Source organism: Pseudomonas sp. ICMP 561 (genome assembly GCF_002699985.1).
In the GTDB taxonomy this organism is placed as follows: Bacteria; Pseudomonadota; Gammaproteobacteria; order Pseudomonadales; family Pseudomonadaceae; genus Aquipseudomonas; species Aquipseudomonas quasicaspiana.
In genome coordinates this window covers 26,949-52,927 of the sequence record NZ_LKBT01000069.1, presented here as the reverse complement: position 1 = coordinate 52,927, position 25,979 = coordinate 26,949, and the positions used below count along the sequence as shown (strand labels likewise).

22 protein-coding genes and 1 pseudogene are annotated in these 25,979 nt (G+C 58.9%); 7 read left to right on the top strand and 16 right to left on the bottom strand.

Annotation, left to right across the window (positions count from 1 at the left end; genetic code table 11):
• Positions 1-4 precede the first annotated feature (4 nt).
• Both AO242_RS26975 and AO242_RS26970 read right to left on the bottom strand, forming a co-directional pair.
• The gene (locus AO242_RS26975; protein ID WP_099271075.1) at positions 5-691 is read right to left on the bottom strand and encodes a peroxiredoxin-like family protein; all 687 of its coding nucleotides are present in this window, start codon (positions 689-691) and stop codon (positions 5-7) included.
• 210 nt (positions 692-901) lie between these two features.
• Complete coding sequence (locus AO242_RS26970; RefSeq protein ID WP_099271074.1) at positions 902-1,798, bottom strand: TauD/TfdA dioxygenase family protein; 897 nt, start codon at positions 1,796-1,798, stop codon at positions 902-904.
• Positions 1,799-2,100: 302 nt separating this feature from the next.
• Here AO242_RS26970 and AO242_RS26965 point away from each other — a divergent pair, with 302 nt between their 5' ends.
• The 3 genes from AO242_RS26965 to AO242_RS26955 all read left to right on the top strand — a co-directional run bounded on the left by AO242_RS26965 (position 2,101) and on the right by AO242_RS26955 (position 4,796).
• A complete protein-coding gene (locus tag AO242_RS26965) occupies positions 2,101-2,904 on the top strand; it encodes a class II aldolase/adducin family protein (RefSeq protein ID WP_099271073.1) in 804 nt (267 codons plus the stop codon).
• Positions 2,905-3,117: 213 nt separating this feature from the next.
• On the top strand, positions 3,118-3,978 hold the full coding sequence (locus AO242_RS26960) for an ABC transporter permease (protein ID WP_099271072.1): 861 nt from the start codon (positions 3,118-3,120) through the stop codon (positions 3,976-3,978).
• Between the two features lie 2 nt (positions 3,979-3,980).
• Positions 3,981-4,796 (top strand): ABC transporter ATP-binding protein, encoded by an 816-nt coding sequence (locus tag AO242_RS26955; RefSeq protein ID WP_099271071.1) that lies wholly within the window; start codon positions 3,981-3,983, stop codon positions 4,794-4,796.
• A gap of 202 nt (positions 4,797-4,998) precedes the next feature.
• On the opposite strand, the gene AO242_RS26950 is transcribed toward AO242_RS26955, so the two are convergent.
• The 14 genes and pseudogenes from AO242_RS26950 to AO242_RS26885 form a co-directional block, all read right to left on the bottom strand.
• Positions 4,999-5,712: an ABC transporter ATP-binding protein gene (locus tag AO242_RS26950; protein WP_099271070.1), complete on the bottom strand. Its 714-nt coding sequence runs from the start codon at positions 5,710-5,712 to the stop codon at positions 4,999-5,001.
• Positions 5,713-5,714: 2 nt separating this feature from the next.
• Positions 5,715-6,570 (bottom strand): annotated as a pseudogene (locus tag AO242_RS26945) (ABC transporter permease).
• Between the two features lie 162 nt (positions 6,571-6,732).
• Positions 6,733-7,656, bottom strand: coding sequence for an aliphatic sulfonate ABC transporter substrate-binding protein (locus AO242_RS26940; protein ID WP_257153531.1), 924 nt, complete (start codon positions 7,654-7,656; stop codon positions 6,733-6,735).
• Positions 7,657-8,156: 500 nt separating this feature from the next.
• Entirely contained in the window at positions 8,157-9,125 is a 969-nt protein-coding gene (locus AO242_RS26935; protein WP_099271068.1) for an aliphatic sulfonate ABC transporter substrate-binding protein, read from the bottom strand.
• Between the two features lie 78 nt (positions 9,126-9,203).
• Positions 9,204-10,292, bottom strand: coding sequence for an LLM class flavin-dependent oxidoreductase (locus AO242_RS26930; RefSeq protein WP_099271067.1), 1,089 nt, complete (start codon positions 10,290-10,292; stop codon positions 9,204-9,206).
• A gap of 411 nt (positions 10,293-10,703) precedes the next feature.
• Positions 10,704-11,540: a taurine dioxygenase gene (gene tauD / locus AO242_RS26925; RefSeq protein WP_373562262.1), complete on the bottom strand. Its 837-nt coding sequence runs from the start codon at positions 11,538-11,540 to the stop codon at positions 10,704-10,706.
• Between the two features lie 147 nt (positions 11,541-11,687).
• Positions 11,688-12,524, bottom strand: a complete 837-nt coding sequence (gene tauC, locus AO242_RS26920) for a taurine ABC transporter permease TauC (RefSeq protein WP_099271065.1) — start codon at positions 12,522-12,524, stop codon at positions 11,688-11,690.
• On the bottom strand, positions 12,521-13,312 hold the full coding sequence (tauB, locus tag AO242_RS26915; RefSeq protein WP_099271064.1) for a taurine ABC transporter ATP-binding subunit: 792 nt from the start codon (positions 13,310-13,312) through the stop codon (positions 12,521-12,523). The genes tauC and tauB overlap by 4 nt, the downstream gene beginning before the upstream one ends.
• Before the next feature lie 15 nt (positions 13,313-13,327).
• Positions 13,328-14,305 carry a taurine ABC transporter substrate-binding protein gene (gene tauA, locus AO242_RS26910; protein WP_027900643.1) on the bottom strand — a complete coding sequence of 326 codons (978 nt, stop codon included), beginning with the start codon at positions 14,303-14,305 and terminating at the stop codon, positions 13,328-13,330.
• Between the two features lie 147 nt (positions 14,306-14,452).
• Positions 14,453-15,382, bottom strand: a complete 930-nt coding sequence (locus AO242_RS26905) for a sulfonate ABC transporter substrate-binding protein (protein ID WP_099271063.1) — start codon at positions 15,380-15,382, stop codon at positions 14,453-14,455.
• 425 nt (positions 15,383-15,807) lie between these two features.
• Entirely contained in the window at positions 15,808-16,845 is a 1,038-nt protein-coding gene (gene mgrA, locus AO242_RS26900; RefSeq protein WP_099271062.1) for an L-glyceraldehyde 3-phosphate reductase, read from the bottom strand.
• On the bottom strand, positions 16,842-18,182 hold the full coding sequence (locus AO242_RS26895) for an alpha/beta hydrolase family protein (protein ID WP_257153516.1): 1,341 nt from the start codon (positions 18,180-18,182) through the stop codon (positions 16,842-16,844). The genes mgrA and AO242_RS26895 overlap by 4 nt, the downstream gene beginning before the upstream one ends.
• Complete coding sequence (locus AO242_RS26890) at positions 18,183-19,520, bottom strand: LLM class flavin-dependent oxidoreductase (protein ID WP_099271061.1); 1,338 nt, start codon at positions 19,518-19,520, stop codon at positions 18,183-18,185.
• Between the two features lie 140 nt (positions 19,521-19,660).
• Positions 19,661-21,889 carry a TonB-dependent receptor gene (locus AO242_RS26885; protein ID WP_099271060.1) on the bottom strand — a complete coding sequence of 743 codons (2,229 nt, stop codon included), beginning with the start codon at positions 21,887-21,889 and terminating at the stop codon, positions 19,661-19,663.
• Between the two features lie 217 nt (positions 21,890-22,106).
• Between AO242_RS26885 and AO242_RS26880 the strand changes: the two genes are divergently transcribed.
• The 4 genes from AO242_RS26880 to AO242_RS26865 all read left to right on the top strand — a co-directional run bounded on the left by AO242_RS26880 (position 22,107) and on the right by AO242_RS26865 (position 25,506).
• Positions 22,107-23,153, top strand: coding sequence for a LacI family DNA-binding transcriptional regulator (locus tag AO242_RS26880; RefSeq protein WP_099271059.1), 1,047 nt, complete (start codon positions 22,107-22,109; stop codon positions 23,151-23,153).
• 282 nt (positions 23,154-23,435) lie between these two features.
• Positions 23,436-24,254 (top strand): energy transducer TonB, encoded by an 819-nt coding sequence (locus tag AO242_RS26875; RefSeq protein WP_099271058.1) that lies wholly within the window; start codon positions 23,436-23,438, stop codon positions 24,252-24,254.
• 123 nt (positions 24,255-24,377) lie between these two features.
• On the top strand, positions 24,378-25,103 hold the full coding sequence (locus tag AO242_RS26870) for a MotA/TolQ/ExbB proton channel family protein (protein ID WP_027902822.1): 726 nt from the start codon (positions 24,378-24,380) through the stop codon (positions 25,101-25,103).
• 1 nt (position 25,104) lies between these two features.
• Complete coding sequence (locus AO242_RS26865; RefSeq protein ID WP_096116022.1) at positions 25,105-25,506, top strand: ExbD/TolR family protein; 402 nt, start codon at positions 25,105-25,107, stop codon at positions 25,504-25,506.
• The last annotated feature ends 473 nt before the right edge of the window (positions 25,507-25,979 follow it).

Genomic DNA, 25,979 nt, shown 5'->3' with positions numbered 1-25,979 from the left:
CACCTCAAACCGCGATCTGTACCTCGCGTTCACCCAGCGCTTCGCTGACCGCCTGTACGATCACCTCGGCTTCGGTGCGCACCAGCCAGTCCGGGCTGACTTCAGCAAAGATCACTTCGCCGTGCTGACCGATCACCACCACTGCCGGTTGCGGCAATTCCCAAGTGCCGGTGCCCGTGACTTCGCCAATACCGCCGCCACCTTTGCTCAAAGCCGCTTTGCGCGACGCTTCGTCGAAGCTGTAGAGAATGCCCAGCTGCCGCGCCAGGGTATTGTCCTTGTCGGTCGCGACCTGAAACTGCAAGTCATGACGCTGTTTGATCTCGATCAGCCGTTCCGGTACTTGCGGGCTGACGGCTACCAGCGGCACACCCAATGCCTGCAGTTTCGGGAACAACTGGCGCTGGTAGTAAGGCAGGGCAATGTTGCACGCCGGGCAGCCCGCAAAACGGAAGAAAATCAACACTGCGGGGCCATAGGCCGTGAGTTTTTCACGCGTCAGCGTACCGCCTTCGACGTTGAGCAACTGGAAGTCCGGGATCGGATCGCCGCTCTGAATAAAGCGCGCATGTTGCGCGGCATCTACCAGGGTCTGGCGCTGGTTGATATTGACCTGCAAGGCTTCCGGTGCCCAGTTGGCCAGGCGTTCGGCATGCAGGTCTGCCAACAGTTGATTCAGTGATTCGCTCATGGGTGAAGCTCCTGATGTCAGTTTACTGGGGAAGGGGTTTGCTTTTATGCATGACGGCTTCCTTGGGGCTCGCAGATGTTGCTTGCGCGCACTTCTGTGGGAGCATGGTTTGCCAGCGATAAGTTCACCGCGGTCTGAAGTGAACCGAGTCCAGCCTTATCGCCGACAAGCCGCGCTCCCACGGGGAGTCACTTGGCTTGAATGTTTGGTTCATGCGTTAGCCGGACGCCGCACTCGATGCGGAATATCATCGTCGGCGATCAGCACGCGTTCCATGCGTCGCGGGTAGTCGCCGTAGTTGTAGACCGGGTAGTGCAGGGTGGAGCGGTTGTCCCAGAAGGCGATGGAGTGCTCGCGCCATTTGAAGCGCACGTGGTGTTCCGGCTTGTTGAATGCCTGAAGCAGGCGTTCGATCAGTCGCTTGCTGCGCTCAGGTTCCCAGCCGATCACTGAAGGGTTTTGCGAGAAATTGATGAACAGGCTGTCTTCACCGGTTTCCGGATGGGTACGCACCAGTGGATGCGCCAGGATCGGGTAGTCGTAGCCCACTGCATCCAGGGATTTTTTGAAGTCGTGGACCACAAACAGCGTGTCGATTTCTTCGCGCAGTTGATCCGGCAATGCCCGATACACCGCACCGGCGTCGGCCCAGACGGTATCGCCGCCGACCTCCGGCAAGTCCACCGCCCGCAGTACCGCGCCAAACGTAGGCTTCAGTAACCAACTGGTGTCGGTGTGCCAACGTCCCGTTGTTTTCGGACCGTACAGCTCTCGTGCCTCTTGGGCCTGAATCAAGTGTGCGTAGGGTTTGCTGGTGTCGTTCTTTTGCGTGGTCGGGTGTTCGTACAGCTCGCCGAACTCCTTGGCAAAAGCGATCTGTTGCGCGCTGTCGATGTTCTGGTCGCGGAAGAAAATCACTTTGTGTTCCAGCAACAACGCGCGGATTTCATCGCGTTGTTGGGGCGAGATGGGCCGAGTCAAGTCCACTCCGGCAATCTCTGCACCGATGGTGGGCTCCAGCCTGGTGACTTTCAGGGACCTGACTACTTGCAGTGCAGGTTGTTGGCGAGAAGGGGATTGGACCTGCTGCTCAGGAATCGTGGACATGGCGGTCACTCTCTTTGTTGTTAAGGATTAACCTCCGCCTGGAGAGGGGTCGGGTAGGGATGCTGTTGTGCTGATCGAGATATAAGCATAATGATTATTTTTAATATGCTATTTTTTTATGATTAACATAGAACAAAAATGCATTAACTGATTTCAGAGGCCTAACAGGTTGCCGGTTTCAAAATCAGTAAATTTAATAATTAGCTTAGATTAAAATGTGCTTTTTAAATGGTTTCTTATGCGTTTAGGCTGCTCCCACATGTACCGCATCTGTCGGTCCCGCATTTTTACGGAGCAGCCCCATGAGCAATGTCAGTCCCTTGCCTCTACAGTCCCAACAGTCCGGCAGCGTCCGCGAGCGTGTATCGCCAGAAGAGTGGGAGGTACGGGTCAAGCTGGCGGCGGCTTATCGTCTGGCGGCGCAGAAACGCTGGACCGACCACATCTACACGCACTTTTCGGCGCGCGTGCCAGGCAAGGAAGAGCACTTCCTGATCAACGCTTTCGGCTTGCTGTTCGATGAAATCAGCGCGTCGAATCTGGTCAAGGTCGATCTCGACGGGACCATCGTCGACGACCCGACCGGCTTGGGCATCAACTACGCAGGTTATGTCATTCATAGCGCTATCCATGCTGCGCGCCACGATCTGGTGGCGGTGCTGCACACCCATACCCGCGATGGCATCGCTGTTTCAGCACAAAAAGGCGGTTTGCTGCCGATCTCTCAACACTCACTGGGCTTTTCAGGGCGCATTGCTTATCACGGCTACGAAGGTGTGGCGCTGGACCTCGACGAGCGCGAAAGGCTAGTGGCGGATCTGGGCGACAAGAGCGTGATGATCTTGCGTAACCACGGGCTGCTGACCGGCGGTGTCAGCGTCGAGCATGCGTTCCAGCAACTGCATCGTCTGGAATACGCCTGCAACATTCAGGTGGCGGCGCAATCGGCGGGCAATGACGAACTGATCTATCCGCCGGCTGAAGTTGTGGCCCGGGTTGAAGAGCAGGCCAAGGTCTTCGCGGACGGCCATGGCCCAGGCGTTGCCCGCCACTGGAATGCCCTGATTCGTGAACTGGAGCGGACTGATACTTCTTATAAAGAGTGAGTTTCTGTTGCCGGTAGCCCCGGTCTCTATGGCACGACGCTACCTCGCAGCAAGCATTGGATTTGTAGGAGCTGCCGAAGGCTGCGATGGCGGTGTGTTCGGATGATCGTTTCGCAGCCTTCGGCAGCTCCTGCAGAAAATGCATTTCAATTCAATAATGTGCACTTTTTGATAGATCCCGTTTGATAAGCCTCACGTCTCAGGAAGAAACCCATGTCCGAAAAAGCCCTTGATTCACAACATTCGGAAGGCGGTTTTCTGATCGTCGACAAGGCCCCGTCCGTCGCGACTTCAGCACGTCGGGAGCGCTGGAAAGCCCCCGATTTTGCTGTACGTCTGCTGAGCCCCATTGCCTTGCTGTTGATTTGGGAGTTGGCTTCACAACTCGGCCTGCTGCCCAGCCGGGTAATTGCCGCGCCGTCGCAAATCGGCGGGACGTTGTGGGCGATGATCGAGTCCGGTGAGTTGGGTACTCACTTGTGGGTGTCTCTGCAACGGGCGCTGCTGGGGCTGAGTATTGGTGTGATCATCGGAGTGGTGGCCGCTTTGATTACCGGCCTGTCGAAGAAAGGCGAGGTGATCCTCGACTCGCCCCTGCAGATGCTGCGCACCATTCCTTCGCTGGCGTTGGTGCCGTTGTTCATTCTCTGGTTCGGCATCGGCGAGTTCACCAAGATTGCGCTGATCGTCACCGGCACCACGTTTCCGGTTTACCTCAACCTGTACTCCGGTATTCGCAACATCGACCCCAAGCTGATTGAAGCGGCCAATACCCTGGGCCTCAATCGTCGCCAGTTGATCTGGCACGTGATCCTGCCTGGTTCGTTGCCATCGTTTTTCGTCGGCCTGCGTTACTCGCTGGGGATTTCCTGGCTGGCGCTGGTGTTCGTCGAACAGATCAACACCACCGCCGGTATCGGCTATCTGGCCAGTGATGCCAGGGACTTCATGCGTACCGACGTGATCGTTATTTGCCTGTTGATCTACAGCATTCTCGGGCTGGTCATCGACGCAATCATTCGCACGCTGGAGCGCTATGCGCTGGCCTGGCGTCCCACTTTCGCAAGGAATTGACCATGGCTGCTCTGGATGTTTTGCATTCCCATCAAACCCCTTTACCGGCGAAAGAGCCTGCGCCGGTACAACTGCGTAATGTGGTCCGTCAGTTCGGTCAGCAGAAGGTGATCGACGAGCTGAATCTGGACATCGCGCCGGGTGAGTTCGTCGCGTTGCTGGGGGCCAGTGGCTCGGGCAAAACTACCTTGTTACGGGCGCTGGCCGGGCTGGACTCCATCGACAGCGGTCAATTGCGGGTTCCCTTGGCACGGGCGGCGGTGTTTCAGGAGCCACGGTTGATGCCGTGGAAAAACGCCTGGAAAAACGTCGTGCTCGGTCTGGATATCAAAAATCCACATGCCCGAGCCCTCGAGGCGCTGAATGAGGTGGGGCTGGCCCATCGGATCAATGCTTATCCGGCGACCCTATCAGGTGGTGAAGCTCAGCGGGTTGCACTGGCCCGGGGGCTGGTGCGCGAGCCCAGGTTGCTGTTGCTCGATGAACCGTTCGCGGCGCTGGATGCGCTGACCCGGATTCGCATGCATCAAATGATCATTGAACTATGGCGCAAACACACCCCGGCGGTGTTGCTGGTCACGCATGACGTGGACGAAGCGATTCTGCTGGCTGATCGGGTGATCGTGCTGGAGCAGGGGAAGATCGCCGCAGAAGTACGCATCGACCTGCAGCGTCAGCGCAGCACCGGACAGGCCGGGTTTCAGGCGATTCGTGCGCGGTTGCTGGGCTTGCTGGGTGTGGACAGCGCGGCGGCTCAGGAGGCTGTAGAGGCGCCTGCCGTGCAGGATAATCTGCGCCGGTTCGCGAATGTGCGGTGAGCCTTTCAAGGCTGGATTTGTGAATGAAAACCCTTTGTATGTGGGCTATTTTTGACTGCAAACACAAATCCTGTGTGCGAATTCATTCGCGAAGGGGCCGGTAAATCCACAGCCTTTGTATCGTCTGAAATACCGCCTTCCCGAATGAATTCGGTCCCACAGTTTTTGCACAGGCTTGCAACAGGGTGGTGTTAGCTCAATCTCAAATCACATGCGCCTGCTGCAACTCTGTCAGCGAAAGCGCTTTGAGGTTCGCCATCACGGCATCCCGCCGATCCCTCGGGTGCGCCAGTTCCACGGCCAGCTCCTGACGAATATTGCCCGGCCGGTTGCCCATCACCAGAACCCGATCACTCAGGTACAGCGCTTCATCCACGTCATGGGTCACCAGCAACAGGGCGATGGCGTGCCGTTGGGCGAGCTGCAGCAGCAAATCCTGAAGCTTCATCCGGGTAAAGGCGTCCACCGCGCTGAACGGCTCGTCCAGCAGCAGGACTTTGGGATGCGAGTACAGCCCGCGGGCAATGGCCACGCGTTGCGCCATCCCGCCGGACAGCGCCTTGGGCAGGGCATCGGCAAACCCCGTCAAACCGACTTCTTCGATCAGCCGGGTGACCCAGGCCTTGTCGTAATGCTTGTCGTCGCTGAAACCGATGTTCTGCTCCACCGTCAGCCACGGCATCAGGCGCGGTTCCTGGAACACAAACGCCACTTCGTCGGCGGTGCGGTTCAACTCGCCCTGATAGTCTTTTTCCAGCCCGGCGACGATCCGTAAAAGTGTGCTCTTGCCGCAGCCACTGGGTCCCAGCAGGCTGATGACTTCCCGGTCGTGCAATCGCACATGCACGTTGTGCAGCACGGTGGTGCTGCCGAACGACTTGCGGTGCACGTTGATATCCAACAGGACTTCGCTCATCTCTATTCTCCTGTGCCCTGGCCACTGAACGTGTCGCGCCAGGCCAGAAAGCGCTTTTCCAGACCGGCCAGAATGCCGTCGCTGATCTTGCCGAGCACCGCCAACACGATAATGGCTGCCAGCACGATGTCAGGCCGCGAGGTTTCCCGGCCGTCGCTGAGCAGGTAGCCGAGGCCTTTGGTGGCCGCTATCAACTCTGCGGCGACGAGAAACATCCATGCCAGGCTCATGCCGCTGCGCAAGCCGGTGAACNCCGGTGCAAAAGCCGGTGAACAGGCCGGGCAGGGCGGCGGGTAACAGAATGCGGCGGGTCAGCCGACCCCGACTGAAGCCATACATCTGGCCGACTTCCACCAGTTTGCGGTCGATATTACGAATCGCCGCCACGCCGTTGAGGTACACAGGAAAGAACGCGCCGATTGCGATCAGGACAATTTTCGAGGTTTCGTCGATGCCCAGCCATAACAGCAGCAGCGGCACCCAGGCCAGGCTGGGGATCGAGCGTAGACCTGCGAATGTGGGTTCCAGATAGGCTTCGGCTTCACGGCTCAGGCCGACCCAGGCAGCGAAAATCAATGCCAGGCTGGTGCCGATTGCGAAGCCGATCAACACCCGCAACAGGCTGGCGCTGATGTGTTTCCACAATGGTCCGTCAGCGAGGTCGCCAAGGGTCAGAGCGATCTCGCTGGGCGCCGGCATCTGATAAGAGGGCAGCCAGCCGATGCGCACGATGATCTCCAGAAATACGATGATCAGTAGCGGCAGCACCAGGCCCTTGCTACGCCGCTTCCATGCAGCGCCGGAGGACGGAGTGGGTAGCGCGAGCGGCGCTGGCAGGTCTTTGCTTTTGCTGTTCATGGGGGTTCTCTAGCTAAACATAACCATCTGAACTGGAATGCATTCCCCCTGTGGGAGCTGGGCTTGCCCGCGATAAGACTGGACGCGATTTACTTTAGATCGTGTCCAGCCTTATCGCGGGCAAGCCCAGCTCCCACAAGGGGAATGAAGCAGCTCTGGGTTTTACTTACTCGCCGTCAAGGTCTTGCTGAAGGCAGGATCGATCAGTTGATCAATAACCTGGTCAACATTGACGCCACGGCGAACCAGTTCTTCTGATACCAGAATCGGCGCTGCGCCCTTGGACGAGGCGACATCCTTGCCACTCAATTGCGGAGTGCTCAGGTCGGTGCGGGTCAATTGCAGCTTGGCAACGTCCAGCGGCAGGCCGGACTCCTTGGCCAGTAACTCAGCCAGTTCATCCGGGTGCTTGACCGACCATTCGCGTGCTTTTTCGTAGGCGCTCAGCACGGTTTCGATGGTCTGCGGATGTTCCTTCGCAAACTTCTCGGTGACGCTCAGCACGCCATAGCTGTTGAAGTCCTTATTGCGGTACAGCAGGCGCGAACCGGCCTGGACTTCGCTGGCAGCCATGTGTGGATCAAGACCGGCCCACGCGTCCACATCACCTTTCTCCAGTGCGGTACGGCCATCCGGATGCTGCAAGTGCACCAGTTCCACGTCGTCTTTTTTCAGACCCGCCTGTTGCAGGGCGCGCAAGGTGAACAGGTACGGATCGGTGCCTTTGGTGGCGGCGATTTTCTTGCCTTTAAGATCGGCGATGGTCTTGTACGGCGAATCCTTGCGTACCAGCAGCGCGGTCCATTCGGCGCGGCTGTAGACATAAACTGACTTGATCGGGCTGCCGTTGGCGCGGCTGAGCACGGCGGCCAGACTGGCCGAGGACGCGAAGTCGACGCCAGCGCTGTTCAGGTATTCCAGCGAGCGGTTACTGCCCTGGCTCAACACCGAGCCCACTTTGCTGTCAGGCAGGGCTTTTTCGAGCCAGCCGAAATGCTTGAGCACCAGGCTCACGGGCGAGTAATAGGCGTAATCCAGCTTCACTTCTGCTGGGGCGGTCTCTGCTGCGAAGGCTAAGGGATTCATGCCCAGAGCCAGCACACCGGCGCCGATCAACAGCTTCACGCGAGTAAAGGAAAACAGGGTTTTAGCGTTCATTTGGAACAGCTCCAGGCAAGGCGATGGCAGAGTTTTTTCTTATTCACAAAAATGGCAGTCAGCTGATCGGCTTCCTGCTTAAAAGGAATATTGCAGGCTCTGTGCCAAAGGGGCGGGAGTTGAAATACAGGGGCTGGGAAGGGACGCAGCACGGGTTTGCTGTCGGTGGAGGAACAGTCTGTTGGGCGACTGTTGCTGGGGCAACATTTTGCGGTGGTGAAGGACGATGGCCATTTTGGCTGTCATGCATTTTCTGCAGGGGCTGCTGTGTCCATAGCACTGCGCTGTTTTGCAGCAAACAGGGCCTGTAGGAGCGCGCTTGCCCGCGATAGCTTTACCACATTCGATACATTACTGGCCGTGGTGACGCTATCGCGGGCAAGCGCGCTCCTACAGATAAAAAGCATTCCAATCAGTGTGTTGGGTATTTAAGGCTTCCAGATCTCCACATCCTTGGCATCCACTGCTTTTGGCAGCAAGCCTGCTGCAAAGAACGCGTCGGCGATTTTCTGTTGTTCGCCCAGTTGGTCTGCCTTCACCGGGCGCACTTCATACGTGCGGTGGCTGTTGGCGATTTCTACCGTGGCCGGATCAAGGTTGCCCCACAGCGGGCCGAGCAGGGCAGCGGCTTCTTTCGGATTGCCTTTGACCCAGTGACCGGCTTTCTGCAGTTGATCGAACACCAGCTTGAGCACCTCCGGATGGGCCTTTGCGTACGGCGTACTGGTCAGGTAGTAGCGCTTGTAACTGGCCAGGCCGGTGCCGTCCGCCAGGGTGCGGGTGGGCAACTGGCGCTGCACGCTGGTCAGGAAGGGTTCCCAGGTCACCCAGGCATCAACCTTGTTGTTTTCGAACGCGGCACGGCCATCTGCAGGCGTCAGGTAAGCAGGCTGGATATCGGAGAACTTCAAGCCGCCTTTGGTCAGTGCTGCGATCAACAAATAGTGAGTACCGGCAGCTTTTGTTACAGCGACTTTCTTGCCTTTCAGGTCCGCCAGTTCCTTGATGGGCGAATCCTTTGGCACCACGATCGCCTGGGCGGAAGGCGACGGCGTCTCTTCGGCGAAGTAGGTCAGTCGAGCCTGAGCTGCCTGAGCAAAGATCGGCACGGTATCGGCGACATCGGCGCTGATATCGACGTTGCCGATATTCAACGATTCCAGTAACGGCAAACCGCTGGGGAATTCATGCCAGCTGACGTCGATGTTTGCATCGTTCAGGGCCTTTTCCAGCGTGCCCTGGGTTTTCAATACGGTGATCAGCGTCGAGGACTTCTGATAACCGATACGCACGGTTTCACGGGCTTGGGCAGGCAGCATCAGCGTCCATGCGGCAGCAATGGCCAGGCCCGCAAGCAGTGGGCGACGCAGGCGAATGTTCAATAGCGGTTTCGACATGGCACTCTCGAAGACAGATAAGTATTTGCAGACGAAGAAGAGGGCGCTATTGCGCCCTCTGGAAGTTTTGCAGCGTCATCAGGCGACTTTCTCCTGAGCCTCCCGCTCGCGCTTGGCGACCAGCTCGCGAGTCAGCGGAATGAGTTTCCTGCCGTAGTCGATGGCGTCGTCCAGTGGGTCGAAACCGCGAATCAGGAAGGTGGTGATGCCCAGGTCGTAGTAATCCAGCAATGCCTCTGCGACCTGCTCTGGCGTGCCGACCAGTGACGTCGAGTTGCCCTGCGCGCCCAGTAACCCGGCGATGCCTGTCCACAAGCGTTTGTCCAGGCGCGAACCTTGCGCCGCTGCCGCCAGCAGGCGACGCGAACCTTCGTTCGGCGGCTCGCGACGCACAAAACCATTACCTTCTGCGATGGCTTTGGCGCGCTCTAGAATGCTGTCGGCACGGGCCCAGGCTTTCTCTTCGGTTTCCGCCAGGATAGGGCGAAGGGACAGGCTGAATCGCACGGTCCGGCCATGTTTCGCCGCTTCGGCGCGGACTTCCTTGACGACCGCGCGGACCTGCTCGTAAGTCTCGCCCCACAGTGCATAGACATCAGCGTGCTTGCCTGCCACGGCGATGGCCGCAGGCGAAGAGCCGCCGAAATACACCGGGATGTGCGGCTGTTGCGGGGACTTCACTAGCGAGTGCGCGCCTTCAAACTGGTAGTACTCGCCTTTGTGGTCGAACGGCTTTTCGCTGGTCCATTCCTGACGCACGATGCCCAGGTATTCATCGGTGCGGGCATAGCGCTCGTCCTTGCCGATATGGCTGCCGTCGGCGCGCAACTCCTTGTCGTCGCCACCGGTGATGATGTGGATCGCCGTGCGCCCGCCGTTGAACACATCAAGCGTTGCAAACTGACGCGCCGCCACGGTTGGCGATATAAAGCCAGGCCGGTGGGCGATCAGGAATTTGAGTTTTGTCGTGACGCTGGAGGCGTGGGCGGCAACGAAGGCGCTGTCCGGGCTGTTGGAGTGGTAAGCCACCAGCGCGCGATCAAAACCAGCGTCTTCATGAGCCTTGGCAACTTTCGCCACATACTCGGGCTGGATGGTCGGGCCGCTGCGCGGGTGGATTTCCGAGCCGGGTTGGGTCGCGATGTAGCCGATGAATTCGATGCTCATGAACAGCTCCTTCTTGTATTCATAACGTATAGAGGGGGGGAAGCTCGGGTTGGGTTATCCCGAAAACTGGATCCGTACCTGCAACATATGGCTATAGAAGTGAGCTGTGAAATTCTATTTTGACCTAAGGTTATTATAAAAATATTGCATGTATTCTGCGCTCCATAATTCGAGTTTATAAAGTCGATCAACGGCCTCGAATGTGCCGAATTGCAATGCTTTCTCTGTGGGCAAATCTGTGTTTTCCGGCAAGTGCAAATTCCCGGTGGGAGCGAATTTATTCGCGAATGGGTAGGTAAATCCTCAGCCAATGTATCGCCTGAAATAATGAATTCCCGAATGAATTCGGTCCCACAGGTCCAACGCGAACTTGAGAGCCGGTTCGGCCTCTCCTGGCGTTCGATTCCCCGCTCAAACCGGCACATCACCCAGAATCGTCGCCCGATGCATGACCCGGCGCTGCGGCCGGTAGTCATCCACGGCGTAATGCTGGGTGACGCGGTTGTCCCAGAAGGCCACGTCATCGGCCTGCCAGCGCCAGCGAATGGTGAACTCGGGACGGGTCGCGTGGCTGAACAGAAAGGTCAGAATCGCCGCACTTTCTGTTTCACTCAGCTCGTTGATACGCGAGGTGAAACCATCGTTGACGAACAGCGACTTGCGACCACTGACTGGGTGCGTGCGAATTACCGGGTGCGAGATCGGCGGGTACTGACGGCGGGTCTGTTCCCAGCGGGCGATGTCTTCAGGTGTGGTGCCGAAGCGAGCCAGCGGAAACGAGCGGGTGAAATCATGCGTCGCGGTCAGGCCTTCGAGTAGCGTTTTCAGGGGCTGTGACAACGCTTCGTAGGCTGCGATGCCGCTGGCCCACAACGTATCACCACCGTATTCCGGCAGATGTTTTGCGCTGAGCACTGCACCCATTGCCGGTGTCGGCAGGAACGTCACATCGGTATGCCAGATGGCGTTGTCACGCACATCGGTGACGGCTGTGTCGAGGATCAGTATGTCGGGTTGTTCCGGCACGTTCGGGTAGATCGGATGGATATGCAGATCCCCGAAACTGGCAGCGAATCGCGCCTGTTGTCGGGGTGTCAGTGGCTGATTGCGAAAGAACAGCACCTGATGCCTGAGCAACGCCTGCTCGATGGCATCGCGTTGTTCGTGGGTCAGCTCCTGACTCAGATCAATGCCGCTGATCTGTGCGCCGAGGGCAGGGCTTAGGGGGGAGATCTGGAAGTTCATCATAAGATCCGGGTTTCTGCGGAGTTCGTCGTAGGACCGGCTTTAGCCGGGAGGACAGTATTCCTGACGAAGTAGTTTATCGAATGTACCGTCCCCCTCCCGGCTAAAGCCGGTCCTACGAGGTCTGTGGAGATCTATGGGGCAGAATCATTAATGACTCTGCCCATGCCACGGCACCAGCTTGCGCTGCAGGGCTCGCAAACCCATTTCCATGGCAAAGGCGATCAGGGCGATGACCAGGATTCCCAGTACCACCACATCGGTCACCAGAAATTGCGCCGCTGACTGAACCATGAACCCCAAGCCGCTGGTCGCGGCGATCAGTTCTGCAGCGACCAGGGTCGACCAGCCGACACCCAGCCCGATGCGCACGCCGGTAAGAATTTCCGGCAGCGCGCTGGGCAGGATCACGTGGCGAATCAGCTGCCAGCGAGTGGCACCCAACGATTGCGCAGCACGCAATTTCGTCGGGTCAACGGTGCGCACGCCGGTCGCGGTGGATATGGCGATGGGGGCGAAAATCGCCAGGTAGATCAGAAGCACTTTGGAGAACTCGCCGATGCCGCACCAGATCACGATCAGCGGCAAATACGCCAGCGGCGGGATAGGGCGATAGAACTCGATCAGCGGGTCGAAAATACCTCGCGCGATGCGGTTGTGCCCGATGGCGATACCCACCGGAATGGCCGTGAGTACGGCGACCAACAGCGCTAGGCCGATGCGCTGCAAACTCGCGGCCAGGTGCTGCCAGAGTGTGGAGTCCATGTAGCCGCTGGTCATCAGCAGCCAGGCTTTTTCCAGCACAGCCGAAGGCGGTGGCAGGAACAGCGGTTCGATCAACTGCGCGGCAGTCACCGCCCACCACGCGGCCAACAGCACCACCAGCGTCAGCACGCTGATTGCGCGGGTACCGAGGCTCCAGCGCCCAGGCGTGGTGCTCGGGTTAACGGTTTCAGTCCCAGTGTTCTGCAATTCATAGCTGCTCATGCGTGTTGCTCCCGAGAGACGCCACGCTGGGAAAACACGCTGGCCAGTACATGCTCCCGGGTGTCGATAAACCTTGGGTCCGACTTGATCGAGCGGGCCGACTCTCCCGCGGCATAACGTTGCCCGAAGTCCAGTTGCAGACGTTCGGCGATATGGCCCGGATTCGGTGCCAACAGAATCAGGTCGGTGGCGAGGAAAACCGCTTCTTCAATGTCGTGGGTGATCAGGAACACCGGCTTGGCAGTACGCTGCCAGACTTGCAGCAGCAACTCCTGCATCTGTTCGCGAGTGAACGCATCCAGTGCGCCAAACGGCTCATCCATCAGCAGTACGCGTGGATCTGCCGCCAGCGCACGGGCCAGGCCAACACGTTGCTTCTGGCCACCGGAAAGCTGCCATATCTGGCGCTGGTCGAAACCGGCGAGGTCCACCAGTGCGAGCATTTCCCTGGCTTTGGCTTCACGCTGGTCGCGTGATACACCGGCCAGTTGCAGGCCGAAGGCGACATTGGTCAACACGTTCTGCCAGGGCAGCAATGCATCGTCCTGAAAAACCACACCACGCTCGGCACTCGGGCCTTCGACCTTTACGCCGTCGAGGCTGATGTTGCCAGCACTGGGAGGTACGAAACCGGCGATAAGATTCAGCAGCGAGGTCTTGCCGCTCCCTGACGGACCCAGCGCCACCAGCAATTGCTGCGGGCCGAGACTGAGGGAAATGTCCGCCAGCACCGGCTCGGTCGCGCCGGGGTACTGTGCGCTGATGCGCTCCAGTTTGAGCAAAGCCATGGGTTTTAACTCCGCTTACTGGGTGATGAATTGGTTGCTGACGTAAGGCGCGTAATCAGCCAGCACTGCATCGACCTTGCCTTGCTCCTTGAGGAACGCAGCGGTCTTGGTCACGGCGTCGATGGTTGGCGCGCCAAGCAGGGCGCTTTGATCCGCCGCCAGTGGGTAGACGTTGCCTTGCAGCAGGCCGGGAATATCCGAAGTTTTCGCACCCGAGAGCTTCACCAGCTTGTCGACGTTGCTGGATTTTGCCAGCCAGGCGGCCGGGTCCTTGCGGTAATCGGCGTAGGCGTCGAGGGTGACTTTGGCGAAGGATTTGACGATTTCAGGGTGCTTGTCGGCGAAGTCCTTGCGCACGATCCAGGCGTCGAAGGTCGGTGCGCCGACCTTGGCCAGTTCACCGGAAGTGATCAGCACTTTGCCGGTCTCCTTGGCGACACCCAATGCGGGGTCCCAAACGTAGGTGGCGTCGATGTCACCGCGTTTCCAGGCGGCAGCAATAGCAGGTGGCGCTAGGTTAAGAATGGTGACTTTCGAAGGGTCGATATTCCAGTGCTTCAACGCAGCCAGCAGGCTGTAGTGACCCGTGGACACGAACGGCACGGCGATTTTCTTGCCGATCAGATCCTGAGGTGAATTGATCCCCGAACCGTTGCGAGCAACCAATGCTTCAGCGGCACCGATCTGCGTCGCGATCAAAAACGTTTCCACCGGCAGCTTGCGGGTCGCAGCTGCGGTGAAAGGGCTGGAGCCGAGGTAGCCGATCTGCACATCACCGGAGGCAATGGCAGTGATTACGTCGGCACCGTTTTCGAATTTACGCCAGGAAATCTTCGAGTCGGTGGCTTTTTCGTAGGCGTTATCCGCCTGGGCGACTTTGGCCGGGTCGACGGTGGTCTGATAGGCGACTGTGAAGTCTGCGGCTTGAGCCAGATACGAAGCGCCAGTCAGCGACAGCGCCACCAGGAGGCGAAGAGGGAAGTGCAGTTTCATCATGAAGCTCCGAATCAGGCTGGCCGGGGACTGGCTGAAGCAGGAGACTAAATGATCTAAGAAACTCTAAATAAATAACTTTTTTGCATTAGCTTATGAGCGATTTCGTTGAGGGATCGCCCATGGCTCTTCCCTTGAATCAGGGCGTTATTTCCAGACGGCTTCCTGGACATTAATCTTCTTTGGCAGCAGTTTGTTCTGGAAGAACAGATCCGCCGTCGCCTGTTGCGCGGCGATGATGTTGGCGTCTACCGGCAGGATCGGCGACGGCGGCCGGTTGTCCAGGTAGCGGGTGATCACCTGTTCCGGCAGCCCCATGGAGCTTGTCAAAATGTCGATGCTTTGTTGACGCTGGCTGCGAGTCAGGGCTTCGGCGGCGGTGAGTTCATCAAGCACTGCATGAACAAAGTCCGGGTGCTGTGTGGCGTAGTCGCGACGTGCGCTGTAGATCGGCCCGGACAAACCCAGCCCGGTACCGTCGGCCAGCAGACGGCTGTGGCCTTCGATCAGGGCCAGCGAGGCGTAAGGGTCCCAGATTGCCCAGGCATCGACGCTGCCTTGTTCGAAGGCGGCACGGGCGTCGGCGGGGGTGAGGTAAATCGGCTGGATGTCCTTGAAGGTCAACCCGGCTTTGTTCAGCGCACGCAGCAAGACGTTGTTGGAACTGGAGCCTTTCTGGAAGGCGACTTTCTTGCCTTTCAGGTCAGCGACGTTTTGCAGTGGGCTGTCCTTGCGCACCAGGATGGTTTCTGCGGCGGGCTTGGCGGGTTCGGCACCGACGTAGACCAGATCAGCACCAGCCGCCTGAGCAAACAGCGGCGGAATATCGCCGGTGGAACCTAAATCCAGTGCGCCGATGTTGAGCGCCTCAAGCATTTGAGGACCCGCCGGGAATTCGATCCATTGAATTTTGGTGTCGGCGAAGCGGTTTTCCAGCAGGCCTTTTTCCTTGGCGATCACCAAAGCGATGGAGCCTTTCTGGTAGCCAACTCGCAGGGTCTGTGGGTCTGCCGCCAGGGCAGAGTGGGCCGATGCAAGGCCAAGGAGGCCTGCGAAGAGTAGTGCGATGGATTTCATTTTTGCTCACTTATCTCTGACTGCAAATAAATCGTCAGGCTAATGAAGATCCCTTTGTGGGAGCCGGGCTTGCCCGCGATAAACGATAACGCGGTATGTCTTCAATCCGCGTCTCATGCATCGTCGGAATGCCGCCCAGACCAAGCCCGGCTCCTACAGGGGAATACATTTCACAGGGAGTGCATTTATTACGTTTGGGGTTTCACTCCGCCAACGACGGCTTTTCCCTTGCGTTGGTGCACTTGCGGCGGTTGGAGATCCCTTGTGGGAGCCGGGCTTGCCCGCGATAAACGATAACGCGGTATGTCTTCAATCCACGTCTCATATATCGTCGGAATGCCGCCCAGACCAAGCCCAGCTCCCACAGGGATTGCGTTCCACAAGGGAGATTGCATTCCACAGGAAGGTGTATTTATTGAGGTCGGTTACTCCGCCAACGACGGTTTCTCCCAGAGGTTGATGCCGCCTTCCTGAGCGAAACGGTCGATTTCGGTCAGTTCTTCCTGACTGAACTCGAGGTTCTTCAGTGCTTCGACGTTCTCGACGATTTGCTCCGGACGGCTCGCACCAATCAGGGCCGAGGTCACGCGCGGGTCGCGCAGGGTCCACGCCAGGGCCATTTGCGCAAGGCTCTGGCCGCGACGTTTGGCGATCTCGTTCAAGGCGCGAACGTGAGCGATGTTGGCTTCGGACAAGTGCGACGCCTGCAACGAGCCGCCCCCCGGACGGTTGACCCGGGCATCCTGCGGAACGCCGTTGAGGTACTTGTCGGTCAGCAAACCCTGAGCCAGTGCGGTGAAAACGATGACCCCGGCGCCCAGCTCATCGGTGGTGTCCAGCAAGTCCTTTTCTACCCAGCGATTGAGCAGGTTGTAGGCTGGCTGGTGAATCAACAACGGCACTTTCCACTCTTTCAGCAGCGCGGCGATTTCACGGGTTTTACTACCGGAGTACGAGGAAATGCCGATGTACAGCGCCTTACCCTGTTGCACCGCAGTGGCCAGGGCGCTGGCGGTTTCTTCCAGTGGCGTGTCCGGGTCGAAGCGATGCGAGTAGAAGATATCCACGTAATCCAGGCCCATGCGCTGCAGGCTCTGATCGAGGCTGGCCAGCACGTATTTGCGCGAGCCACCGCCCTGGCCATAAGGGCCTGGCCACATGTCCCAGCCGGCCTTTGTGGAGATGATCAGCTCATCGCGATACTGCTTGAAGTCCTCCTGGAACAGCTTGCCGAAATTAGTCTCGGCGCTGCCATAGGGTGGGCCATAGTTGTTGGCCAGATCGAAGTGATTGATGCCCAGATCGAACGCCGTGCGCAGCATGGCGCGTTGGGTGTCGAGCGGCGTGCTGTCGCCAAAGTTGTGCCAAAGGCCCAGCGACAGCGCAGGCAGGACCAGCCCACTGCGGCCGGTGCGGCGATAGGGGATTTTTTCGTAGCGATTTTCGGCAGCGGTATAAGTCATTGTGGGTCTCGTTGGGTAGTCGAAGACGGGGTCGCTTGCGCTGGCCAGTGATAGAATTCCAGGCCCAGAGCGCTGCGATTCTTGAAGCCTTTCCAGTAACTGTGATCAGGTTTTTCGCGTCCGGTTTCGTCTTTCGACCATTTGCCGTCGGCGGCCCGTGGCACCAGAGTCAGCCACGGCTGGCGATCGACGCTTTTGAGCTGCTGATCGAGAAAGGCCAGGACAAAGTGCTGGTTGATGTTGTTGATGCGACTGCTGTCCCAGACCGGCTCAGCATAGGCGGAAAAGTCGTCGGGGTGACTGCGCGCGGCTGCAGGCGGGGGATTGGGCGCAATGTTATGCCGTGCGTTTTCGTAAACCAGCAGGTAGCGGTCAGCGTTTTTCGCCCCTTCCGCCAGGCGTCTGACCCCGTCAGCGTAACCGGCGACATCGTCCTGATCGCCTGCGATGAACAGGCTGGGCACGCGCAGGCCCGCCAGCCCTTTTTCGTCCATCAGGCCTTGCTGGCCACCCCATGGCGCGAAGGCGATCAGCGCTTTGATGCGGGTGTCTCTTTTAGCCTCGAAATCCGGATTGCCCGCTTGTCTGGCCTGCAAAGCCGTGCCGGGGGCAAAGCGTAAAGCCGCAGCACCGGTACCGACGCCCGCTGCATTCAGCACGCCGTAGCCGCCCATGGAATAGCCGAGCAGCGCGGTGTGGCTGACGTCTATTTTTCCGGCGAAAGGGTTACCGCTGCCCGACTTCGCCCAGTCCGTGATCTGGTCCAGTACAAACAGAATATCCAGAGGGCGGTTGAGCAGGGTGCTGGCGAAACCGGCCCGGTCGGCGCGGGTGGATTCCGTGTGATCAATAGCGACGACGAAATAGCCGTGGGAGGCGAGGAACTCGGTCAGGTAACTCATCTGCAGGCGTGAGCCCGGATAACCGTGGGACACGATCACCAGCGGAAACGCTTTGTCCTTGAGCGGCTGCGCATCGCGGGCAGCGCGGCCTTCGAACGTGAACGGAGTATTGGGCCGGGCCGGGTTGTTGGCGCCTGCGCCCAGCACATCGGTGTACGTGCTCAGCTCGGCCTGGCCGTTTTTTTGTTGCGCGGGATACCAGACTTCCAGACGCAGCGGCCGGTCGTAACGCGGATTGCTGTCCGTGCTGGTCGCCGCGAGGATATTGAGTTGATCGCGGTGAACCACATCAACAGTGCGTACGCCCACTTGATAAGCGCCGCGTGCGGCCAGTTCAGGCGCGTCCGGGCGCGGGTCGCCATTGAGCGCGAATGCGCTGCACGAAAGGCTCCATACCAGCAGCAGGCTGGCGACTCTCAAGGGATTGCAGTTCACTCAGAATCCTCCGGAAAAACGATGACGTGGCCGTTGCAGGCCGAGGTTCTCCCGCAACGTACTGCCGCTGTACTCCGTGCGGAACAGCCCACGACGTTGTAGTTCAGGCACCACGTAACGAGCAACGTCTTCAAGACCGCCGGGCAGGTGCGGCACCAACACATTGAAGCCGTCGGCAGCGCGTTCTTCGAACCAGGCTTGCAGTTGGTCAGCGATTTGCGTCGGGGTGCCGATCAGGCTGTAGTGACCACGTCCTCCGGCAATGCGCCGGCCCAGTTGAGCAAGGGTCAGGTTTTCATCCCGGGACAATTGGGTGAGTAGCTTCTGGCGACTTTGCTGCCCGCTGTCGGTCAACGGTAGCGGCGGCAGCGGTTCGTCGAGGGCGTAAGCGGACAGATCGAAATTGCCCAGCATCCGGCCCAGCAAGGCGACACCGACTTGCGGCTCCACCAGTTCCTGAAATGCTTCGAATTTTTCCTTGGCAAGGGCTTCACTGTCGCCCACCACCACGAGTACGCCGGGCATGATTTTCAGGCTGTCAGGCTTACGGTCGAAGCGTGCCATGCGACCTTTGATGTCGGCATAGAACGCTTGGGCATTGGCCAGCGAGGTTTGAGCAGTGAACACCACTTCGGCGGTTTCAGCCGCCAGTTCACGACCCACTTCGGAAGAGCCCGCCTGCACGATCACCGGTTGACCCTGAGGTGAGCGGGCGACGTTCAGCGGGCCTTTGACCCGGAAGTGTTGGCCCTGATGATCCAGCACATGCAGCTTGGCCGGGTCGTAATACTCGCCGCTGGCCTTGTCACGCACGAAGGCGTCGTCTTCCCAACTGTCCCACAGGCCCGTCACGACCTTATGAAACTCGCGCGCGCGGCTGTAGCGTTCAGCGTGACCGATGTGTTCGTCGCGTCCGAAGTTCTGTGCCTCGGCGGCAGCATCGGAGGTCACCAGATTCCAGCCCGCACGGCCACCAGACAGATGATCCAGCGACGCGAACTTACGCGCCACGTGGTACGGCTCGTTGTAACTGGTGGTGGCGGTGCAGATCAGGCCGATGTGTTCGGTGACGGCGCTCAACGCTGACATCAATGTCAGCGGTTCAAAATGATCGGAGCGCGCCATGTGACTGGCGCTGGCGCCTGTTGCGGCAGCCACGCTGTCAGCGACGAACAGCGCGTCGAATTTCGCTGCTTCGGCCACCTGGGCCAAATGTTTGTAATGCTTGAAATCCAGCCCGGCGTTGGCCGGTACATCCTGATGACGCCAGGCCGCCACATGGTGCCCGGTGGCCATGAGAAAGGCGCCGAGTTTGAGTTGGCGTGGAGTATTGCTCATGTGAGTTCCTTGTGAGTGCGTCACAACCTGTTGGAGCGAGGCTTGCCCGCGAATGAGCCGACGCGGATAGTCAGGCACTCCTCTTTATCGTTCTTCGCGGGCAAGCCTCGCTCCAACAGGAGTTGGCTGGTCTTGAAAAATCAAAAATCCTTACGCAACTGCACCCCGAAATACCGCTCGTCATCACGCGGTACCGCGCGGGTGATGTAGTTGCCGGTAGCGGCCAGGCCGGGCGAATAGGATTTGTCTGCCAGGTTCTTGGCCAGTAGCGCCACGCGCCAACCGTTGCTGTAGTCGGCCAGTGCGACGCTGGCGTTCCAGATGCCGTAGGCACCTTGCACCGTGTCCGGGTTTTGAGTGATGTCGTACTGCACTTCGCTCTGCCAGCTGTAATCCGTGCCCAGTTCAACATCCAGGCCATTGTCCAGCGGGATGCTGTAGTCAGCCCGCACGTAGCTTTTCCAGTCCGGAGAGAAGGGCAGGGTTTTGCCGTCAACGTTGCACGATGCCGCCGCGCCCGCCGGGCAGGAGAAGGTGTCGATGCGAGCCTTGGTGTAGGCCACTGCGCCGGAAAGCTTGAGGTTTTGCGTGGCTTGCAAGGCGAAGTCGGCTTCCACGCCTTCGGTGGAAACACTGCCCGCGTTGATGAGTCGCGTGACTACGCTGCCGGCCACGGTATCGAGGAAGTTCGCCTGATAGTTGTCGTAGTCGCTGTGGAATACCGCCAGGTTGGTGACCAGACGATTGTTCCAGCTGGTGGCCTTGACGCCCAGTTCCCAGGTATTGGAAGTCTCTGGTTTGAGCGCGTCGGTATCACGCGGCTGCATGTTGAAGAACACGTTATAGGCCGGGCCTTTATAACCGCGCGAGTAGGTCAGGTAGGTCATGACGTTGTCGGTGAGGTCGTATTGCAGACCCAGACGCCCTGACCAGCCATCTTCATCCACCGAACCGGAACTGCTGGTGCCGGGGTTGATCCCTGCGACGGCGGTAGGCGACGTCGAAACCCGGCGGTGATCGTATTCCAGTTCGTCGTGGGTCCAGCGCAAACCGGCGATCCCGCGGAAGGCCGGGGTGAAGTTCAGCGTGCTTTCGCCAAACACCGAATAGCTGTCGCTGGTCGTCCCGTAATCGGCGACACCCACGGCGCTGGCGGTTGGCGTGACCAGCGTACGGCGATAGGTTTCTTCATCCTTGCCGTGCATGTAATACAGGCCACCGACATACTCCAGAAACTGACCTTTTGGCGAGGCCAGACGCAGTTCCTGCGAGTACTGATTGAAGTCCAGGTCGCCCTTGTCTTCAGTACCGGGGAATGCCGCCGTGATGTTCGACAAGCGATCGCCGTCCTGCCATTGAGTGTTGTTCCAGCCGCGCCATGCAGTGATCGAGGTCAGGGTGTAGTCACCCAGATTCCAGTCCAGCTGGGCCGACAATCCCTTGTTGATGTCTTCGACGTGGCTGCGGTAATCGCTGACGATGTCACGGTTATGGTCGCTGGCGCGTACCGGCGCCAAAGCACCTGCAAACGCCGGATTCAGCGTGGAACTGACCACTCCGTTGGGTACGTCATCGTGGGACTGCATGTAGTCGGCGATCACCGTCAGTTTGACGTCATCGTTGGGCGTGAATTCCAGCTTGCCGCGCGCGCCTTTGCGGTTGTAACCGTTGACTTCCTGACCGTTGGCCTTGTTGTCGACGTTGCCGTCATAGCTGCCGAACAGGGTCGTGATCGAAGCCTTGAGGGTATCCGGGATCAGGCTGCCGCCGATGCCGAAACGGGTACGGCTTTCGTTGCCGCTGTAGTACGACTGATCGATGTAACCATGGGTTTCTTCAGTGGGCGCCTTGCTGATCACGTTAAGCACGCCCGCTGAAGCGTTCTTGCCGAACAGTGTGCCTTGCGGGCCGCGCAGTACTTCGATGCGATCCAGATCGAGCAAGTCCAGCGTCGCCTGACCAGGCCTGGCGTAAACCACGCCGTCGACCACCGTCGCAACCGTCGGCTCGACGCCGGGTGAGGTGGAAATGGTGCCCACACCACGAACGAACAACGAGGTGTCCTTGTTTGATGCGCCGGTGCGGAAGTTCAGGCTGGGGATCTGCTGGACGATGCTGGATACGCCGTTACGGTTATCGCGCTCTAGCTGTTCGCCTTCAACCACAGAGACCGCCACTGGTACTTTCTGCAGCGATTCTTCGCGGCGGGTGGCCGTTACCGTCACCGCTTGCAGGGTTGCGGCCTGGCCGTCGGTATTGGTGGTGTTGCTGTCGGCGGCGAGGCCTTGTAGCGAAGTCAGTGCCAGTGCTGCTGCGATGGCCTGCGCCAGGCGCGTCGGTTTAATGATGTCCCCAGAGGTGTGTTGCATGTTCGATGCTCGCTTGAGATATGCCCTGACTGCCGTGACTCTTCGGTCACTGCTCCTGATGTAGGCGTTGGCTGTGTTCCGGCGGCATTCGCTCAAGCGAGTAGCTGACAAGATCATTCCGTTAGCGCTAACATCGTCAGTATCAGTAAAGACTGGATAGATCGTCCAATACTCAAAAATTACTTTTATATTCCTTTTTGTTAGAAGGGCATCAACCTTGAGCGATCAGAAAAGTCCGCCCCGCAAACGCCGTGGGGCAGGGCGCATCACGCTGGATACGGTGGCCAGACACGTCGGTGTTTCGACGATGACGGTCTCGCGTTATTTCAATCAGCCGGATCAGGTCTCGGACGAGCACCGCGAGCGTATTGCCTCCGCAGTGGCGGAGCTGGGTTATGTACCCAATCTGGTGGCGGGCGGTCTGGCGTCGGCCCGCGGGCGAATCGTTGGCATGGTGGTGCCGAACATCTCCGGGCCGATCTTTGCCAGCACCATTCAGGGCTTCAGTGACACGCTCACGCGGCACGGATATCAGTTGCTTTTGGCATCGAGTTATTTCTCTGCGGAGCAGGAGGAGAGCGCTGTTCGCGCCTTTCTCGGTTGGTCACCTGCAGCACTGGTAGTGACCAGCCATTTTCACAGCGCTGGCACGGAGAAAATGCTGGCTGACACGGATATTCCACTGGTGGAAACCTGGGATTACCAGCCGGATCGTGCGCCGATCCAGATCGGCTTTTCCCACTACGAGGTGGGTGTCACCGCTGCGCGTTACCTGCATGGCAAGGGCTACCGAAAGATTGCCTTTGTGCAGAACAGCGCTGCGGGTGACTTCAGTGCCATTGAGCGCCGCGACGGCTGCGCGGCGACGCTGATCGAGCTGGGGCTGACGCCGATCCTGTTTGCACCGGACCCGGATCGCGCGCCCTTCGAAGCGGGCAAACAGGCGATGCAGGCGTTGATGAGCGCGGCCGAGAAACCCGATGCGATTGTCTTCGCCAACGACAACCTGGCGGCGGGCGGCCTCCTGGCGGGGCAACGCGCAGGGCTGCGTATTCCGCAGGATTGTGCAGTGCTGGGGTTTGGTGATTACGCCTTCGCCGAGATGCTGCTGCCCAGTTTGAGCACGATCAAACCTCCTGCGCTGGAGATCGGTGTGCTGGCCGCGACGCGGCTGTTGCAGAGTCTTGGAGTGGTCGAGCTGGAAGGGGAGTTGCAGCGCTTGAATCTGCTCAAGTGTGAAGTGATTGAGCGGGAGAGTACGTGACGGCGCTGCGCTATGTTCCCCTGTTGGAGCGAGGCTTGCCCGCGAACTAGCCAACTCGTTGGGTCAGGTGCACCGCGTTATCGTTCTTCGCGGGCAAGCCTCGCTCCAACAGATCCCACGTTCGCAAATTGAAATCGGGTGTTATGCAATTTGAGAATAACCATCTGAGAAAATATTCTTTTAAGAAATATATCGGCTCGTGGATTATTTAGCTCAAGCGTCGTCGCAGAGCCATCCGCTCTGCCTCGGGCTTTTCATTTGAAGGTTTTGCAGGAGCAGACAATGGGCAATGTCCAAAGCGCCAGCGCACTTGATGTGCTGTGGCGTCCGGCACCGGGCGGCGAGCTGCTCGATCTGGGGCGCGTTTATCGCGGTCCCTTGGCGCTGTCGCGTCTGCACAGCACGCCGAAACGGATTTTGAGCCGTCGTGAGGCCGTGTTGCTGGGCGTATTCGCCTTGGTGTTGCACGGCGCGGTCATTTACTGGGTCAACCAGAATCCGCCAGCGCCGCTGCCGGTAGCGCCACCCGAAGTTCCACCTATGACCATCGAGTTTTCTCAACCTGCGCCGCCGGTTGTCAAGACTCCACCACCGCCGCCCGAGCCCATCGTGCAACCGGTGGTTCAAGAACCGCCACCGCCAGTGGAAGACGAACTCGCGGTCAAACCGCCACCGCCCAAGCCTGTTCCAAAGCCTAAGCCAGTGGTCAAACCTGTGCCCAAGCCGGTCGCCAAACCCGTGGAACAACCGCCAGCACCACCGGCACCGCCGCAACCGGTTGCAGCCCCTGCGCCGCCCGCGCCACCTGCACCAAAACCGGTAACGCCTGCATCTGCCAACGCCGGTTACCTGAAAAACCCGGCCCCGGAATACCCGGCACTGGCCATGCGTCGCGGCTGGGAAGGGACGGTGTTGCTGCGCGTGCATGTACTGGCCAGCGGCAAACCGGGTGAGATACAACTGCAGAAAAGCAGCGGACGCGATCAGCTCGACGACGCGGCCCTGGCAGCAGTGAAGCGCTGGAGTTTCGTACCGGCCAAGCAGGGCGACGTCGCCCAGGACGGTTGGGTCAGCGTGCCCATCGATTTCAAGATTCGCTGATTATTCCAGTCAGGATTCGGTCACTACCCGATCGGAGTCCAGACATCAGATTGACCTCGCGAGCTACCTGAACAAAAGGCGCATCGCTACACCACACATGCCTTGTTCAGAGAGAGCCGTGCCATGAACCTACTTGCTTCCCCTTTCGAATCCGTCGAGCACGCCGTCATCTGGCTGCTGGTCCTGTTTTCCGTTGCCACCTGGGGACTGGCCCTGCTCAAGGGCGTTCAGTTCACCCGCCTGAAGAATCAGGACCGCAAATTCCACAAGCAATTCTGGGCTGCATCGAGCCTTGACTCCGCCGCTCAACTGGCTCAGGAACAACCGGGTGCCGCCGCTCGTGTGGCGTTGGCCGGTTATGCCGCGATTCAGGTACCGGATGGCGCGCAAGCCACTGACCTGAGTCAGGCGATCAATCATCAGGACCGCCTGGAACGCGCTCTGCGTCAGCAAATCGTGCGTGAGCGCCGATCGCTGGAAACCGGTCTGGCGGTAGTTGCCAGTATCGGTAGCACCTCGCCGTTTATCGGTCTGTTCGGTACGGTCTGGGGCATCATGTCGGCGTTGAAAGGCATTAGTGCGGCGGGGTCGGCGAGCCTCGAAACGGTTGCCGGTCCGATTGGCGCAGCACTGGTCGCCACCGGTGTGGGTATCGCGGTCGCGGTACCGGCTGTGCTGGTTTACAACTACTTTCTGCGTCGCCTGAAACTGACGGCTGCTGATCTGGATGACTTCGCTCACGACTTCTACAGCCTGGCCCAGAAGAACTCGTTCCGCGTCCTGCTGCACCCTGTTTTGAACAAGCACGCTGCACCGACAGTTGGCCAGAAAGTGCAGGAGGCATCCTGAGATGGCTTTCTCCACACAAGACAGCGATGAAGTGCTGAGCGAGATCAACGTCACGCCGCTGGTGGACGTGATGCTGGTGCTGCTGGTGGTGTTCATCGTCACTGCGCCACTGCTGACCAACTCGATTCCGATCAATTTGCCGAAGACCGAGTCGGTCGCCCCGGTAGAGCAGAAAGACCCGCTGGTGGTGAGCATCGACGGGCAGGGCAAGTTGTTCATCAACAAGGATGAAGTTCAGCCGGACCTGCTGGAAACCAACCTCAAGGCCGCCAGGGAAAAAGCCCCGGACGTACGCGTGCAATTGCAGGCTGACGATGGCGTGAACTACGGGGAAGTGGCGCGCGCCATGGCGTCCATCGAGCGGGCAGGGATTACCAAATTGTCGGTGATCACTGCCAAGTGATGAGCTGAAAGCGACTAAAAAAACTTCGTTGTTTTTACAGGCTGTTCCTTTGGCATGAGGGCAGCCTGTTTTTTTATCTGAATTGCGCCGATCCCTGTGGGAGATTCTATGTTTGCTTGCAATCCCGTAGGACCGGCTTTAGCCGGGAGAGCGGTATTTCTGACGAAGAGTATGTAGTGAATGTCCCGACGCCCTCCCGGCTAAAGCGGAACGCCGCCCGGCCGGTCCTACGGATAGCGCGATCGCCTGTGGGAGCGTGGCTTGCCCGCGAAGAACGATAACGCGGTATGCCTGATCCACCGCAGTGCCTGAATCGCGGGCAAGCGCGCTCCTACGGATTCGGCGATCGTCTGTGGGAGATTCTATGTTTGCTTGCAACCCCGTAGAACCGGCTTTAGCCGGGAGAGGGCCAGTACATCCGGAGAGTATCTTTCGTCCGGAATAAAGTCCTCCCGGCTGAAGCCAGTCCTACG